General features: G+C 39.7%; 16 protein-coding genes. 7 read left to right on the top strand and 9 right to left on the bottom strand.

Annotation, left to right across the window (positions count from 1 at the left end; all coding sequences use genetic code 11):
* The first annotated feature begins 4 nt into the window (after positions 1–4).
* Positions 5–532 (top strand): hypothetical protein, encoded by a 528-nt coding sequence (locus T7867_RS07245; RefSeq protein ID WP_068217341.1) that lies wholly within the window; start codon positions 5–7, stop codon positions 530–532.
* 29 nt (positions 533–561) lie between these two features.
* Here T7867_RS07245 and T7867_RS07240 read toward each other — a convergent pair whose 3' ends face one another.
* A complete protein-coding gene (locus T7867_RS07240) occupies positions 562–1575 on the bottom strand; it encodes a hypothetical protein (protein WP_068217338.1) in 1014 nt (337 codons plus the stop codon).
* 33 nt (positions 1576–1608) lie between these two features.
* On the opposite strand from T7867_RS07240, the gene T7867_RS07235 reads away from it, so the two are divergent.
* Genes T7867_RS07235 through chrA form a run of 6 tightly spaced genes read left to right on the top strand, consistent with a single transcriptional unit; the run spans position 1609 to position 7664 of the window.
* Positions 1609–1932, top strand: coding sequence for a 2Fe-2S iron-sulfur cluster-binding protein (locus T7867_RS07235; protein WP_068217335.1), 324 nt, complete (start codon positions 1609–1611; stop codon positions 1930–1932).
* Between the two features lies 1 nt (position 1933).
* Positions 1934–2551 carry a thymidine kinase gene (locus tag T7867_RS07230; RefSeq protein WP_068217332.1) on the top strand — a complete coding sequence of 206 codons (618 nt, stop codon included), beginning with the start codon at positions 1934–1936 and terminating at the stop codon, positions 2549–2551.
* Positions 2538–4769 carry a type IX secretion system anionic LPS delivery protein PorZ gene (gene porZ, locus T7867_RS07225; RefSeq protein ID WP_157717532.1) on the top strand — a complete coding sequence of 744 codons (2232 nt, stop codon included), beginning with the start codon at positions 2538–2540 and terminating at the stop codon, positions 4767–4769. The genes T7867_RS07230 and porZ overlap by 14 nt, the downstream gene beginning before the upstream one ends.
* On the top strand, positions 4769–5461 hold the full coding sequence (recO, locus tag T7867_RS07220) for a DNA repair protein RecO (protein ID WP_068217326.1): 693 nt from the start codon (positions 4769–4771) through the stop codon (positions 5459–5461). Before porZ ends, recO begins: the two co-directional genes overlap by 1 nt.
* A 43-nt stretch (positions 5462–5504) precedes the next feature.
* Positions 5505–6479, top strand: a complete 975-nt coding sequence (locus tag T7867_RS07215) for an isopenicillin N synthase family dioxygenase (RefSeq protein ID WP_068217324.1) — start codon at positions 5505–5507, stop codon at positions 6477–6479.
* Positions 6480–6482: 3 nt separating this feature from the next.
* Positions 6483–7664 carry a chromate efflux transporter gene (gene chrA, locus T7867_RS07210; RefSeq protein WP_068217319.1) on the top strand — a complete coding sequence of 394 codons (1182 nt, stop codon included), beginning with the start codon at positions 6483–6485 and terminating at the stop codon, positions 7662–7664.
* Here the strand turns inward: chrA and T7867_RS07205 are convergent.
* The 8 genes from T7867_RS07205 to T7867_RS07170 all read right to left on the bottom strand — a co-directional run bounded on the left by T7867_RS07205 (position 7656) and on the right by T7867_RS07170 (position 15552).
* Positions 7656–8546, bottom strand: a complete 891-nt coding sequence (locus T7867_RS07205) for a S66 peptidase family protein (protein ID WP_068217316.1) — start codon at positions 8544–8546, stop codon at positions 7656–7658. The genes chrA and T7867_RS07205 overlap by 9 nt on opposite strands.
* Positions 8547–8608: 62 nt before the next feature.
* A complete protein-coding gene (locus tag T7867_RS07200) occupies positions 8609–9190 on the bottom strand; it encodes an OmpH family outer membrane protein (RefSeq protein WP_084375575.1) in 582 nt (193 codons plus the stop codon).
* A gap of 18 nt (positions 9191–9208) precedes the next feature.
* Entirely contained in the window at positions 9209–9751 is a 543-nt protein-coding gene (locus T7867_RS07195) for an OmpH family outer membrane protein (RefSeq protein WP_068217310.1), read from the bottom strand.
* 3 nt (positions 9752–9754) lie between these two features.
* Complete coding sequence (locus T7867_RS07190; RefSeq protein ID WP_068218486.1) at positions 9755–12412, bottom strand: BamA/OMP85 family outer membrane protein; 2658 nt, start codon at positions 12410–12412, stop codon at positions 9755–9757.
* 8 nt (positions 12413–12420) lie between these two features.
* Positions 12421–13158, bottom strand: a complete 738-nt coding sequence (locus T7867_RS07185; protein ID WP_322300021.1) for an isoprenyl transferase — start codon at positions 13156–13158, stop codon at positions 12421–12423.
* Between the two features lie 83 nt (positions 13159–13241).
* Positions 13242–13907 (bottom strand): type IX secretion system protein PorG, encoded by a 666-nt coding sequence (gene porG / locus T7867_RS07180; RefSeq protein WP_273514984.1) that lies wholly within the window; start codon positions 13905–13907, stop codon positions 13242–13244.
* 95 nt (positions 13908–14002) lie between these two features.
* Entirely contained in the window at positions 14003–14878 is an 876-nt protein-coding gene (locus T7867_RS07175) for an NAD kinase (protein WP_068217302.1), read from the bottom strand.
* A gap of 8 nt (positions 14879–14886) precedes the next feature.
* Positions 14887–15552: a CBS domain-containing protein gene (locus tag T7867_RS07170; RefSeq protein WP_068217299.1), complete on the bottom strand. Its 666-nt coding sequence runs from the start codon at positions 15550–15552 to the stop codon at positions 14887–14889.
* Positions 15553–15561: the final 9 nt, after the last annotated feature.

Here is a 15561-nt window from a genome sequence, read left to right as displayed (position 1 = left end):
GAAAATGTCTAAATCCAAGAGGCAAATATTAACAGATTTTGAAATTGAGAAAATTCTAGGGAAGCCGATTAAATTTGATTTCAAGTCAAAAACTACCCTGGGGAGCACCTCATTCTTTTTGAAGAAACTTGAAAGCCCTACAGAAAACACAAAACTTAAAGAGAACTCTAAATGCTCATTTCAAAAATATGAACACGGAATTCTACTAAAAGCATATTTATCCAGCAGCATAGAAAACATTCCTATAAGATTCGATTCCATAGCAAAACTTATAGTCATTAAAGGAAATGAAACCGTCAATCCAAGTTGGTATTCTCCTATGTCATGGCTATTAAAACTAGGATTTCCCCTCAGGAAAGCGCGCTACTTTAGACTGCATCTTTCTGAATACCACATTGATCAAATGACACTCATTATCCAAAGTGAAGAATTCCTACTAGAAATGATTGCCAGTGGCTATATGTTCGAAAGCCAACTTAAATTCTTTCAATCGACTATTCCAACAGAAAACCTATCCATAGTCTATAGCTAGGAACTCAATTCTTACCAACTGAAACTACCCTACACAAACCTACGCTCTAACACTCCCATAAACGCCTCTACCTCCTCACTATCCATATCCCAGCCATCGTTGAAAGTATTGGCCTTGTTGAGTGCATCTTGTAAGTCTTGTGCTTGATCTATGGCAGCAAAGGCCTGTTTCATTCTAGCATTGTCACCATTGAATAGGTTATTCTGAAACATGAATTTCTCGTTTAAAGTCAGACTAGACTCAATAGATTTATTCACCTTGCGCTGAAGTCTTTCTGCCAAGGTTTGCCCTTTAGGTGCACCTTCGAATTTATCGTTTAAAGTGGCTGAATGCTTTTCTTCTTTAGGTTGAACCTCCTCCCTAATTGGAGTGGGCGCAGGTGCCTCTGCCCGCTTTTCTTCCAGCACTGGTTCTGGAGCAGGCTCTGGCTTAGGTAGTTCCTTCACCTCAAAGAGCTCCTCCAATAAGCTTGATGAATTGAGTTTTTCCAAAAATACTTTCGGATCAATCTCTTCGCGTTGAACATGAGCTAGCCCATCAAAAGCCTGAAGTATGCTTGCCTTGGTATCGAAATCACCAATCTGTTCTACCAGCTGTTTAAACAACTCTCTGTTATTCTTAATGTATTTAAACTGCAGCTTGAAATCTTGAGGCTTAGCAGACCTATCCAAAACCGCTTCCAGATACGCTCTTGGTTCAAAAGCTATTAAAATGGTATCCGATACCGCTTGGCTTAGTATGGGTTGTAAGTGATGCCTATCAATACTAATGTGGTTAGAAAGTACATTCATAAAGTTTTTCAGTGCCTCTTGAACCTTCTCATGCTTAAAGTCAAAATACGGGCTTTCAAGCCTTTCCACTTCCTTTCTCCATTGGTTAAAAAGTGATCTGATGATAAACGAATTCACTTGTCGTGAATTGGTCAATGAAATCAGATGTTCGCCATCTATTTTTATATAATTTTGAAAGGTTTTATCACAAATGGTTTCGCCAATTTTCTGGCTTACTGTAGGTATTTGAGACTGTTTTAGTTGATAAAGCATGTATGGCAGTTTTTCAAAGTTAAATTAAGCATAATGCCCAAAATCCTGATCCGAAATTTGAATAATACACTCATTGATGTTCCATCTAGTAACGATTCAATTCTTAAGATTATTCAAGACAATCAGATAGACTGGATGTTTGCTTGTGGAGCCAAAGGAAGATGCACCACCTGTAAACTGGTGATTCATAAAGGACTAGAACAGTTTGGAGAGCCAAGTGAGAATGAGCAAAAGTTCCTCGATTTAGGTAGATTAAAGGAAAATGAGCGATTGGCCTGTCAAAACACGCTTCAAGATGATATCGAAGTTAGTGTAGCCGATACCAATAAGTTTCCACATATAACCTATACTGATTAGTATGTTTCTTGAACCACAAAGTAACATTCCTGGCGAACACACCACAGGCAGCATTGAGGTAATCTGTGGCTGTATGTTTTCAGGTAAAACCGAAGAGCTAATCAGGAGGCTGAGACGAGCCACTATTGCTAAGCAAAAAGTGGAAATTTTTAAGCCTGCAGTAGATACGCGTTATGACGATGAAGATGTGGTGTCTCATAATAAGACAGCTATCAGATCTACGCCCGTTCAGTTTGCGTCAGATATTCTACTATTAGCCGGAGATAGCGATGTAATTGGAGTAGATGAGGCGCAATTCTTTGACGAAGAGGTGGTAGACGTATGTAGAAAACTGGCCAATAATGGAAAACGTGTAATTGTTGCTGGCTTAGACATGGACGCCAACGGAAAACCTTTCGGCCCAATGCCTTACCTGCTTGCTATCGCTGAGTTTGTGACCAAACTACACGCCATTTGTGCTGTAAGTGGTTCTTTAGCTTCGTTCTCTTTCAAGTTAACCGATAGTGAAAAAACGGTTGAATTGGGTGAACAAGACATCTATCAGGCGAGGAACAGAAAATACTTTTACGAGGGCCAAAGAGAGAAAGAAAAGCAGAAAAAAGCGAGTGAGAAAAAGTAGCTTCTTTACACTTTGGGTAATTCTCATTTTGTGCTTTCAGCATGTTAAAGCACAAAACACACCCGTTCTCGGTTGGCGATCGAACTTTAGTTATACTGACGTAAAAAGCATTGTAAAAGGCAATTCAAGCCTGTACGCTGCTACAGAAAATACCATTTTTGCCATAGACAGAGCAGAAGGTAGCTTGAGCAAACTCACAAAAATCAATGACCTAAATGACGTGAGTGTGGGCGCATTAGGCCTGATGCCTGACGGTGAAACACTCATTATTGGCTATCAAAATGGTAATATAGACTTTGTTTCAGACTCAGAAATTAAAAACCTGAGCACCGTTAAAGACTTCGAAACTACCCAATCCAAACAGTTTAGATCTATCACTAATAATAGCCGTGACATCTACTTTGCAGGAGACCTTGGTGTAGTTGTCTACAATATTGACCGAGATGAAATTACTGAGGCATATCAAAACCTTGGCCAAGAAGGAAAGCCTCTTTCCATCAATCAGGTGCTGATATATAATGATAGCATTTTTGCTGCTACGGCCGATGGTCTTTTGGCTGCTAGTTTAGCTTCTAACATCAATCGACAAGACTTTAATAATTGGGAAAGAAGCTTACCTGGCTTAGCCTTCTCGAATATTATACAAACTAATTTTGGCTTTTTCGCAGCAAGTGATAGTGACCTTTTCAAACGCGAAAATGGGAACTGGATATTTTATCAGAACCTTTCTTCACCCATAACACACTTGGAAAGTTTAGGCAACGAAGTTCTAGTGAGTTCGGAAACGCAAGTACTGAACCTGACTGAATCATCTCTAGAAAGTATCTACAACACTGAAGGAGATGGAACAAGAATCAATCATGTCTTAAATGATGGTTCATTTATATGGGTTGCTACAGATGGTTTGTCTCTGCAACGACTTATTAAAGGTGCTTCAGAAACTGGAATCTACACTTTGGATGGTCCAACATCCGACCTTTCCTACAATGCTGAATTATTTGGCAGCAAAATCTATTTAAACACATCAACCTTCTCAGATTTAAATGAAGAAAACAGCTTCAGTTTATATAACCACGAAGACAGAAATTGGCTGAACATCAAACCTTCTACAACAGGTGAACCGATTGGTCAGATCATCGACTTAGTTCAATTGAACGATGAAATCTACCTTGCTTCCTACGATCAAGGGCTTTTCAAGACCAATCTGGCAGGGAATTCAGAGGCTCTTATCTCTTCAAATTCAGGGCCTGTCTCAATCAATAGCAGCTATAATCTATCATCTATTACGACAGACGAAGAAGGACTGATTTGGGCTAGCTTCTACGATAGAGAAAGTAATGTGTTTTCCTTCGACCCAAGCAACAACAGCTGGGAAAATCAAAGCCCTAGTCATCCTTTTGCCAGATACACAACCGATATTTTCATTGGCCCAAACGGAGATAAATGGCTTTCGGTTGATCCCAATGAGGGTGGTGGAATTGTTGTTTACAACGAAACCTCCAACCGCGAGAGATACTTAAACTTGAATGGTGGACAAGGTGGGCTTCCTAGCAATGTAGTCACAGATATTGAGCTAGACCAAGACTTTTTTGTCTGGGTAGCTACAAGCCAAGGCATAGCCTTTTTCACTAACCCGTATGGCATACTTGAAGGCGGCTCATTGACAGCATCGGTACCAATTTTTGAAAATCGACTACTACTGAGAAACGAATACATAACGGACATTGGAATAGATCCAGCCAACAGAAAGTGGTTCGGTACAAAAAGTAATGGCATTTGGCTTTTTTCTGAAACCGGTGAAGAACTGATCTATCATTTCACCATCAACAATAGTCCTCTACCATCAAATAATATTCTTTCTCTTGCCATAGAACCTGTTTCTGGTGAAGTATTGATTACCACAGACAAAGGAGCCATCAGCTTTAGAAGTGATGCCACAATTGGTACAGATGAGCACCAAAACGTGAAAGTCTACCCTAACCCAGTAGCACCAAGCTATACTGGCCAAATTGTAATTGAAGGCTTAGTGAATAATGCTCAGCTTAAAATCACAGATGTTTCTGGCAAACTAGTGAAAGAGGTGAGAGCCAATGGCAGCACTGCCATCTGGAACGGAAGAGACTTGAATAACGCAAGAGTAAAATCAGGAGTTTATCTGGTTTTCAGTGCTAGCCAAGATGGGCTCGAAACATATGTAGCGAAAATTGTTATCATCTAATGCTGCATCATACTCAAGGCATCGTTTTAGGTACCATTAAATACAGTGAGACCTCAATTATTGCTAGAATTTTCACGCGAAAATTCGGCATGCAGTCATACATTGTCAATGGAGTTCGCAGTAAAAAAGCCAAAGGTAAGACTGCTTTGTATCAACCTCTTTCGCTGCTAGATATGGTGGTTTATCATAAGCCAGAGAAAGATATTCAGCGAATTTCAGAAGCTAAGTTCTCAGTAAGCTACGCGTCTATTCCCTTCGACCCAACTAAAAGAGCCATTGGTATTTTCTTGATGGAAGTGTTTAGCAAAGTCTTACGGAATGAGTCTGAAAACGAACCACTTTACCAGTTTATAGAGCAATCTTTCATCTATTTCGATCATCAGGAAGAACGTTTCAACAACTTCCACCTACAGCTCTTACTCAAGTCTACTAATTTCTTAGGCTTTGGCCCTGAGAATGGTAAAGACCTGATTTATCAACTAGAAGAAGCCGGTTTTCATTATAGTTTGGTAGAAAATGAATTGGCTTTATTAGACCGATTAATGAATGAAAACATTGGAGCCAATATTTCAATCCCGAATACTTTCAGACGCGATGTATTGGATCATATCATTAAGTTTTATCGAACACACACAGATACACTGAAGGAAATCAAATCCTTAGAAGTATTGAAAACAGTTATGACTAGCTGATTTCAACGTTTATTGCTTATTTTAGACTTCAAACGATAATTACATGAGCTCAATACTTTATGACGAAGTGCCATCTTTAGATTTGGCGCATTTCACGAAAGGAACTCCCGAGCAAAAGGCGGCTTTTGTGCAAGCCTTGGGAGACGCTTATAACAACATTGGTTTTGTGGCCATTAAAAACCACGGCTTAACTGATGAAATGACCGAAAAGCTATATGCTACCATTCAGAAATTCTTTGCCTTACCAGATGAGGTAAAGCAGAAGTATGAAGTGCCTGAGCTTGCCGGTCAACGAGGATATATCGGTAAAGGAAAAGAGCACGCTAAAGGTAGAAGCACTGGCGACTTGAAGGAATTCTACCATGTAGGCCAACATGTAACGGACAACGATCCAATCAAGGAGCAATATCCAGACAATATCTGGCCAGATGAACTTCCTGAAATGGAAGCAATTGGGCTGGAAGTTTATAAAACACTAGAAGCTGCGGGAATAAAAATGCTTCAGGCTATAGCCCTTTATTTAGGACTAGATGAGCATTACTTCGATAGCAAAGTCCATAATGGCAACAGTATTTTAAGGCCAATTCATTACTTCCCAATAGAAAATCCTGATGAAGTTCCGGCAGATGCGGTAAGAGCGGCTGAACATGGCGACATTAACTTGATTACTTTGTTAATGGGAGCTAGTGCCGATGGTCTTCAGGTATTGAGAAATGATGGAGAGTGGATTCCGATTACCGCTTTACCTGAGCAATTAGTGGTGAATGTTGGAGATATGCTTTCCAGACATACCAATAACAAACTTAAGTCTACAATTCACAGAGTGGTTAACCCTCCTAAGGAGAAAATGGGTACCAGCCGCTTTTCAATTCCATTCTTTATGCACCCGCGCTCAGAAATGGACTTGACCTGTCTAGAGAACTGTATAGATGAAGATCATCCGAAGCTTTACAATGACATTACGGCAGGTGAGTTTTTGGAAGAGCGTCTTCGTGAAATAGGTCTTCGAAAGAAATAGAAATTGGGAGCGGTTAAGCGCATCCGGTATTTCATCTTTTTAAAAGATGTATTCATACTGGCCATCAGTGCATTTGGTGGCCCTCAAGCTCATTTGGCCATGCTTTTAAACATTATGGTTAAAAAGCGTGGCTACATTTCTGAAGAAGAATTGATGGAGCTTTATGCGCTTTGTCAGATACTACCAGGCCCCACTTCTACACAAACAATTACAGCCATTGGCTTCCGAATTGGCAAGGCCAATCTAGCCTACCTCACTCTCTTGGTATGGATGCTCCCTGCCGTAGCCATAATGACTACAGCAGCCATTTTGGTTGATAATTATCAGACCAAAAACTTCAGCCTGGAGTTCACCAAATTTATTCAGCCCATGGCTGTAGGGTTCATCAGTTATGGAGCTTACATCATAGCCTCCAAGATGGTGACTACCAAAACTGCAGGGGCGCTTATGGCACTTTCTGCTATTGTCACTTACTTTATTTCTAAGCCTGCTGCACTTCCTATTGTACTCGTATTTGCTGGCTGTTTAACTGCCTTCAAGTACAAAAAGCAAGAAATTGAGGTAAAGGAGAAGGTCAAAATCAAATGGGGGAATTTTACACTCTGGGGACTTGTACTCATTGCGGCTGCGCTCCTTGGTGCTTTCACTCAAGACAGAATAGTTCTACTCTTCGAAAACTTCTATCGTAACGGTAGTTTAATTTTTGGTGGTGGACAGGTACTCATTCCTTTCCTCAATAAGGAGTTTGTAGAGTTTAAAGGATACTTAAGCTCTGAGGAATTTTTGTCAGGTTTAGCCATGGTACAAGCTGTACCTGGCCCTACGTTTTCTGTTAGCTCATTTGTAGGTGCACTATCTGTAAGAGATTTAGGGCTTGGTGCTCAAATACTCGGTGGCTTCATAGCCGCTTGCGGCATATTTCTTCCAGGAACATTTCTAATCTTCTTTGTAATTCGATTTTGGGATAGCCTGAAGAAATATCGGGTGGTAAGAGCATCTTTAGAAGGCATTCATGCTGCTAGTGCTGGCATGGTGGCCTCTGCAGCCTTCTTGCTTTTTGAGCCAATAGATAATTCTGTGCTCAACGTGACGGTAGTAATAGGTACTTTCTTACTTCTTACTTACACCAAAATACCACCTCCACTAATTATTCTAGCTGGTTTAGCCGCAGGGTTCTTAATCTAAGTACTCAATTAATATGCTTCCCTCACCAATATGAATCTTAGCGTTTTGATGAAACACTAAAGGAATATTCTTGGCTTCATGCCCTGCAGGAAAACCAAAAGCAATTGGACACTCTAAATCATCAAAATAAGACAGAATCAGCTCATTCAAGCTTCTTGTAAAGTAACCGTTAGAGTCTTTCACATTAGTGAAATCACCAACCAAAACCCCTTTGAGGTTTTCAAATTTACCAACCCTCTTTAGCTTATTGAGCATTCGATCTACTGCATAAAAGTCTTCTCCAACTTCTTCAAGAAAGAGCACCTTTCCATCAGTATCTATCTCGTTTTTCGCTCCAATTGACTCGCAGATCAAATACAAATTACCCCCAGTAATTTGACCTTCAACCTGGCCTTGTTTTGTCAAATCATTGGCCGATAAAGATGCACTGAAGCTCCGTTCTCCAAACAGCAGTTGCCTAAGTTGTTCATCTGACTCATCATCATTTCCGATGGTATAAGCCATGGGCCCATGAACTGACGGAACGCCCATTCTGCCGGTCTGTAGAAGAAAACTAGTTAAATCACTGAACCCAATCGTCCATATAGGATTAGCCCGAAATGTAGAAAAGTCTACCTGATCCAAAATGTTTGTTGTTCCATAGCCACCTCGAGCAAATATGACGGCTTTAACTTCAGAACTGTCTAATGCCTCTTGTAAATCGGAAAGCCTATGCTCATTGCTTGCAGCCCAGTATTCATCAGAACCCATCACATGAGTTCCCAGCACTACTTCCAGACCCCAACTTTCAATAATTGAAATAGCACCCTCTATAGACTTTTCAAGTCTTTTGGCAGTAGCAACTATAGCAACCTTATCACCTGTTTTAAGCGGATTTAACATAGGCCTAAAATAAAAAAACCCCTTCGCAAGAAGAGGTTTCAAACAATATCTAAATATGATTATTAATTATTTCCGTTGCCAGTAGTTGGAGCAGCACTCTCTTCTGGAGCTTGTTCAGGCATAGGTACACCTAGCTTTTTAAACACAAGTTCTGTTACGTTTAAAGACTCATCAGAAGCTAGAACAATACCTGCTGAGGCTCCTGCTTTAGAGTTAATAATCATTGCATATCCGTTCTCTTTTCTAACAGCCTCAATAGCGTCTTGAACCTTATTGTAAATAGGGTTGATTTTTTCAGCCTGCTTTACACCATAAGCTTGTTCTGCCTGAGCAGAAAACTTTTGAAGTTGATCCTGAAGAGTAAGAAATTCATTTTCTTTTTCTTGTAATACAACCTGATTAGCATTTGGCTGCTGAGCCATTTGCTGAAGCTGTTGATACTTCGTTTCTAGATCTTTTTGCTTGGCTTGGATTTGGGCCTGTAACTGACCGTAATAAGTTTCCAAATCGGAGTTTATACTCTCCATTTCAGGCATGTTAAACACGATATACTCTAGGAATGTATATCCAATTTTTGTTCCCTGAGCCTTTACTGCCGTAGTCATTAGGACTAAGACCACCATCACTAAAAATTTACGCTTCATCTTTACTTATTTAATGTTTTAGTTTCCTTTTTGTTGAGCTTTCATTTCTTCTAAAATAAACTCTGTATAATCATGGACTGGATTGCTAAATATCATCCCAATAGACTCTGCTTTATCGAATATGTAATCCAAGCCATGCTTTTTAGCTATCACCTCTACTGCCAAATTTACTTTGGTCCTCAAAGGGGTTAGCAACTCCTCTACCTTTTTGTAGTAGAGCCCGTCAAAACCAAAAAGCTCAGTGTTTTTATTTAAAGCCTCTTGATTTTTGGCCTCAATCGCCTCTTTCCTTTCTTCTATCATTGCTGGCGTAAGCAAAACCTCGTTTGCTCTTAACTCAGCTCTCATTTTCTCTAGCTCATCATACAAACTCCGTACCTCTTTATCATAGGTCTTCGCCAGAGCTTCTAATTCTTTGGTTTTTTCAGCGTATTCAGGAAGTTGATTTAAGACATATTCAGAATCGAAATGCCCTATTTTTTGCCCATAGCCGTTGCCTTGAGCCAGCGCAAAATTAGAGATTATCACCAATAATGCTACCGTAGTTAATAATTTGTACATGGCCTATCTAATTTGTTGTCCGATAGTGAAATGCACCTGCGAACCACCAACTACAGCCGGACTCAAAGAATCATCAGAATCAAAACCATAAGCCCAATCAATTCCTAATAATCCAAACGCTGGTAAGAATACTCTAGCACCTACACCTGCCGATCTAAATAGGTCTCTTGGAGAGTACTCACTAAAGTCTATCCAAGCATTTCCTGCTTCTCCGAAGGCCAACAAATAAATAGTAGAAGTTGGAGCCTTAGAAACTGGATACCTCAGTTCTGCAGTAAACTTGTTGTAAATAATACCTCCTCTAAATCCGGTTACGGGGTCAACAGGGTCAATCACGTTATCTTCATACCCTCTTAACGCAATTATATCCTGTCCAATTATAAAGTTATTTGCACCATTTAATCCGTTACCACCCAACAAGAACCTCTCAAAAGGTCCAGAATCTGTTCTGCTTGAGTAAGTACCAATGAAACCTAAATGAGCTCTAGCATTGAATACAAACTTAGGTCCTAAAGGAAGGAACATGGAGTAGTCTAACATCCACTTATGATATTCTACTCTTTTATATCTTTCGCTTTCGGTCATTTCAGGATTGTAATCATCTGGGCTAATGACAGACCACGGTGGAGTAGCATTAATCGAGAAGGTAAATTGAGAACCGTAAGATGGATAAGTAGGCTGATCTATATTACTTCTAGAAATGGTAGTATTGAACGTTAAGCTGTGAGACCTTCCACTTGTGAAGCCAAGCGTATTTCCAAAATTAGAAACCTCATATAACTGATACCTGATACTATTCTGAACCTGAAAATAATCATCTGGCCAAGTCAATCTTCTTCCTAATCCAACAGAGAACCCTGTTGCCTTTAAGAAACCTAGAACCTCATTATCGTTGAAAAAATCAATACTTCTGTTTACTGTTCTATTAAGGCTAACTGTGAAATTATTAGGTTTTCTTCCGCCTAACCAAGGCTCAGAGAACACCATGCTATAATTTCTGAATCTTCTACCATTAGATTGAACCTGCAAGGAAAGTTTTTGCCCGTCACCACTAGGGTAAGGCCTCCATTTATCCCAATCACCAATATTTTTAACTGAGAAGTTGTTGAGTGACAGACCAACGGTTCCCACAAAGCCAAATGGTCCACCAAAACCACCGGACAATTGAATCTGATCTGATGACTTTTCTACTAAAGTAAATATGATGTCAACCGTTCCTTCTTGAATATTAGGAATTGGTTGAGGATTTATTTGCTCCGGATCGAAGTATCCTAATTGACCTAACTCACGAATAGTTCTAATTAAGTCTCTTCTACTATACTTCTGGCCTGGCAGCGTTCTAATTTCGCGAAGAACTACGTGATCAGATGTTCTATCATTACCCTTCAGAATAATTCTCTTAATAGTAGCCTGCTCACCTTCATACATTCTCATCTCAAGGTCGATGGAATCATTCTCAGCTCTAACTTCTACAACCTCTAGGCTAAAGAATAGGTAACCATCATCTTGGTAAAGAGACATTATATCATCTCCATTTTCGTTATCGAACTGAGTTCTCTGCTCAATTTTTTGACGGTTGTATACATCACCTTTTTCAATCCCCAATTTTTCAGTCAAGAATTCATCCGTATACTTAAAGTTACCAACCCAGTCAATATCTCTTATATAATACCTGCTTCCTTCATCTACCTTAATGTCTAGGTTAATGAAGTCATCGTTTAACTTAGTAACACTGTCACTAACCACTTCCGCATCTCTATAACCTTTAGAGTTATAAAAGTTGATCAGAGAGTTCTTGTCTTCCTTATACTGAGCCTCTATAAACTTGGAGCTCTTTAAAAAATTGAGCTTAACATTGTCATTAATAAACTCCTTGAAGTCGCGGTTAGACACCTCATAAGTACTATCGAAGTAATCGCCAATTGTATTAGGTCTAGTGTTGAAAACCTGTTCGAATAAGCGGTTTATGAGCCAAAAACGAGGTTTTTCCTTGGTGTTCTTTAAAGCTTTCTTTAACCTACCATCATCAAAGGCTTCGTTGCCATCAAACTCAATCTTATTGATTTTGACTTTACCCTTTGTATCAACTATAAAGTTTAATCCAACTCCATCTGTTAGAAGGCTATCTGCATTTTGCTCCGTTTTTACTGCAACATTCAAAAAACCTTTTTCGATGTAGTATTTCTTAATTACCAACTCAGAGTTTTTTATCAAGGCCGAACTAGCCACCTTACCCTTTACATTCAGCTGCTCTTCTAACTCCGAGGCTTGACCAGAGCCAACACCTGATACTCTGTATCTTAGAATTCTTGGGCGCTCCGTAATTCTTACCTCAATAAAGGCTCTGTCTCCTTCAGTTTTTGTTAACCAAAATTGTACGTCTGCAATGATTCCCTGATTCCACAATTTTTTAATAGCATCAGAAACTTGGCGGCCTGGAATAGCAATTCTATCGCCCACTTTTATTCCTGCAAAAGAGGTCAAAGCTCTTTCGTCCAATACATTTAGCCCAGTGAACTTAATGTCTGCTACCTCAAAAACTTTAGGGTTTGAATAATCGATTTGAACACCTTCGCCAGCATTTACCCCATATCTCACTTGAGCCATAGCACTGCCAAAGGCAAGCATAAGGAGGCATATAGCTACTATTACTTTTCTCATTCCCGAACTCACTTCTTTATCTGCTCGCTAGTTTTTCCAAATCTTCTTTCTCTTTCTTGGTATGAGATTATGGCCTCATACAAGTGCTCTTTTCTGAAATCAGGCCAGAGCGTATCCGTTATAAAGAACTCGGTGTAAGCCATCTGCCAAAGCAAAAAGTTACTAATTCTCTGTTCTCCACTTGTTCTTATTAACAACTCAGGATCTGGAGTTCCTGAGGTAACCAAATACTTATCTATTGTACTTTGTGTTATGTCTTCAGCTTCTAGCTTACCTTCCTTCACCTCCTCGGCTATGCGCTTAGTGGCTTGGGTGATGTCCCATTTTCCACTGTAGCTCAAAGCTAGCACTAAGGTCATGCGGCTGTTTCCACTTGTTTTTGCAATGGCTTCTGACAGCTGTTTCTGACACTTTGGTGGCAAGCTGGCTTTATCTCCAATGGTATCTAATCTGATATCATTGTCCATTAAGGTCTTGATTTCACTGCTCAGTGTTGAAACTAAAAGCTCCATTAAAGCAGTTACCTCTAGTTTAGGTCTGTTCCAATTTTCTGTGGAGAAGGCGTAAAGAGTTAAGTACTCAACGCCCAATTCGGCACATCCTTCTGTAACATCGCGAACAGCTTTGATGGCATTTTTATGCCCAAATACTCGGGCAGCACCTTTTTTCTTGGCCCAGCGGCCATTACCATCCATGATTACTGCTATGTGCTTAGGAAGACTTTCCTGCCTGATATTTTCCTTCATCTACACACTTCTCGAAAATGCGAGTGCGAAGGTACAAAAATGAACCAGCTTTTTAAATGCTAATGTTCTCTTTGTCAACTAGATTAGAAGAAGGGCTTCCAACAGACAATTTTATAGAAAGTATAACTCAAGGAAATGGAGGTATTGAACATCCAATCGTCATCGTTCGGATTACCACCTCTATAGTTCTTAATATTTGGGCTATTGGCCGAAACGTTATCTATTAAGTCGGAGTTGGTTTTTATGGCAGAAGTTGAAATTCCCAAGACCCATCTTCTGTCGAGCCTTAACTTCACTCCTACTCCAACAGGTATTCTGAAATTCATTCCAGTATTATAGTTGTTGAAGTCTTGGTCTTGCCCTTCCATGCGATACAAACCTGCACCAAAAAACACATAAGGACTCCAAAACTGTTGAAGCTTATCATTTCTATAGTTCAAAAAATGATACTCCAACAAAAGGTCTGTCATCAGAAAACTCCCATCAAAAGAGGCTGCTCTATTAGCTGAAAACACGTCAAAAGCTTCATCATCGACACCTTTAATTTTACCAATACCGGCAGAGATTCTATAGCTCACACCATCATTGATATGCCTTCTGATGAAAAACTGTCCGCCAAGGGCATTATTGCTGAAATCGTATTTGCGCACAACATCTCCAACGTAGTTATTGGCGCCTATTTCAATACCTATCTCTGACATTTGAGCTTTCGCACTGAGCGAAGCAAGCCCAAAGCATAGAAACAGCAAGAACTTCTTAAAAGACAGAATATCCGTACGATATGAGCGCAAGCTAGACAAAGAGAGTTTTATGTTTAGGAGTGGTTGAGTTAAATATTGTTAAGTCAATTTCGGGCATCTAAGCCCCAATTAAGCTTCTGTCGCAGAGTGTCAAAATACCGTGTCTCTGGGAATCGAACGAGCTTTGCTTCGAATTCTTCTCTCTTAACGGAAATTTCTACCGAATCGTCTACACTCTGAGATCGAGAGTCTAAAGAAACCATAAACTGACTACTTCTTCCCTCAATTTCAAAGGTAATCTCACTTCTATCTGAAAGAATGATTGGCCTAACATTAAGATTATGAGGACAGACTGGAGTAATAATAAAATTCTTTAGGCTCGGATGAATAAGAGGCCCTCCGCAGCTAAGAGAATAGCCTGTAGACCCTGTAGGGGTAGAAACTATAAGGCCATCGGCCCAATAAGAATTTAGGTAGTCACCATCTACATAGGTGTGAACCACAATCATGGATGAGGTTTCCTTTTTAACAATGGTGAGTTCATTTAACCCAAAGTTAAATGGCTCAAATAGGCCTCTATTGGAGTCTACATGAATTAAAGACCTATTTTCTATATCGTAGGTGCCCGCCACTAACTTATTTAAGGCTGACTGTATATCGTTTCTAGGAATTGTTGCCAAAAAACCCAATCTACCGAGATTAATACCAACAATTGGCGTTTCTGCATCATTAGTATAAGTAATGGTATCTAGTATTGTACCATCTCCTCCTAAACTTAAAACAAAATCATAATCGGAGAGATCTTCTCCTCTTCTAAACGATTTTAATCCATGAGTACTGAACTCTCTTTCATTTAAGTCTTTTTTATACTCCTCTGAAATACTTAGGTGAATGCCATCTTGCTGAAGATGTTCTATAATGTCGGAAATACAGCCTTGAGCTTCAGGCCCTGTGCTTTTTCCGTGTATGGCTATTTTCATGGATTACATTAGATATTGAGGTACTTCATAAGCAGATCATACCTTTCTCTGTCATTGGTTTTTGTTTCTTCTTCTTGAAACCTACCAATAATTCTGTAGCCAAACCTTTCTAAAGACGCGGCTATGTGTGATACCTCTGTTTGATTGATTTTCAACGTAACTCTGAGCATAGAGTTATCGGATATGTCTCTATTGACTGTTACACTTAGTACTCTGGCATTTTCTCCTTCCACCAAGCGTGAAATTTCTGCCAAAGAATAATCTCTGTAACTCACTAAGAGCACTAAAATTGCCCCCTGATCTTGGACAGCAGTAGAGTCTGCAATGGCCTTAATTGTATCTTCAATACCAACTACTCCTAAAAAACCTCCTTCAGCCGAAAGCACCGCCACCATTTGAGAATCGCAATCAGATGCCATTCTTATGATGTCATAAAAATGTTGGTGTTCTGTAACCATACACCCCAAATCTTCTAGCTCATAATCTCTAACTAGCTTTTTAGGGTCGTTATCGTCAAGAATAATGTCTTCTGAAATGAAGCCTAGAAATTTTCCCTTCTCAATAACTGGCAACTGATTTGTTCGCAGCTCTTCCATCCAAATAATGGCTTTTTCGCCATCGTCTGTTGGTTTCAAAGGGGGAATCATGTGATTTACTAAGTTTGCTGCTACCATATCGGTTAT

It is taken from the genome of Roseivirga spongicola (assembly GCF_034376045.1).
GTDB lineage: Bacteria > Bacteroidota > Bacteroidia > Cytophagales > Cyclobacteriaceae > Roseivirga > Roseivirga spongicola.
The sequence above is the reverse complement of the archived record's forward strand: the minus strand, read 5'-3'. Positions and strand labels throughout refer to the sequence as shown.

Coding starts and splice junctions, on each gene's coding strand:
- T7867_RS07240 (WP_068217338.1), bottom strand. CDS start 1,575: ATGCTTTATCAACTAAAACAGTCTCAAATACCTACAGTAAGCCAGAAA.
- T7867_RS07215 (WP_068217324.1), top strand. CDS start 5,505: ATGAGCTCAATACTTTATGACGAAGTGCCATCTTTAGATTTGGCGCAT.
- T7867_RS07185 (WP_322300021.1), bottom strand. CDS start 13,158: ATGAAGGAAAATATCAGGCAGGAAAGTCTTCCTAAGCACATAGCAGTA.
- T7867_RS07195 (WP_068217310.1), bottom strand. CDS start 9,751: ATGTACAAATTATTAACTACGGTAGCATTATTGGTGATAATCTCTAAT.
- T7867_RS07205 (WP_068217316.1), bottom strand. CDS start 8,546: ATGTTAAATCCGCTTAAAACAGGTGATAAGGTTGCTATAGTTGCTACT.
- T7867_RS07235 (WP_068217335.1), top strand. CDS start 1,609: ATGCCCAAAATCCTGATCCGAAATTTGAATAATACACTCATTGATGTT.
- T7867_RS07200 (WP_084375575.1), bottom strand. CDS start 9,190: ATGAAGCGTAAATTTTTAGTGATGGTGGTCTTAGTCCTAATGACTACG.
- T7867_RS07175 (WP_068217302.1), bottom strand. CDS start 14,878: ATGAAAATAGCCATACACGGAAAAAGCACAGGGCCTGAAGCTCAAGGC.
- T7867_RS07230 (WP_068217332.1), top strand. CDS start 1,934: ATGTTTCTTGAACCACAAAGTAACATTCCTGGCGAACACACCACAGGC.
- T7867_RS07170 (WP_068217299.1), bottom strand. CDS start 15,552: ATGGTAGCAGCAAACTTAGTAAATCACATGATTCCCCCTTTGAAACCA.
- recO (WP_068217326.1), top strand. CDS start 4,769: ATGCTGCATCATACTCAAGGCATCGTTTTAGGTACCATTAAATACAGT.
- T7867_RS07245 (WP_068217341.1), top strand. CDS start 5: ATGTCTAAATCCAAGAGGCAAATATTAACAGATTTTGAAATTGAGAAA.
- T7867_RS07190 (WP_068218486.1), bottom strand. CDS start 12,412: ATGAGAAAAGTAATAGTAGCTATATGCCTCCTTATGCTTGCCTTTGGC.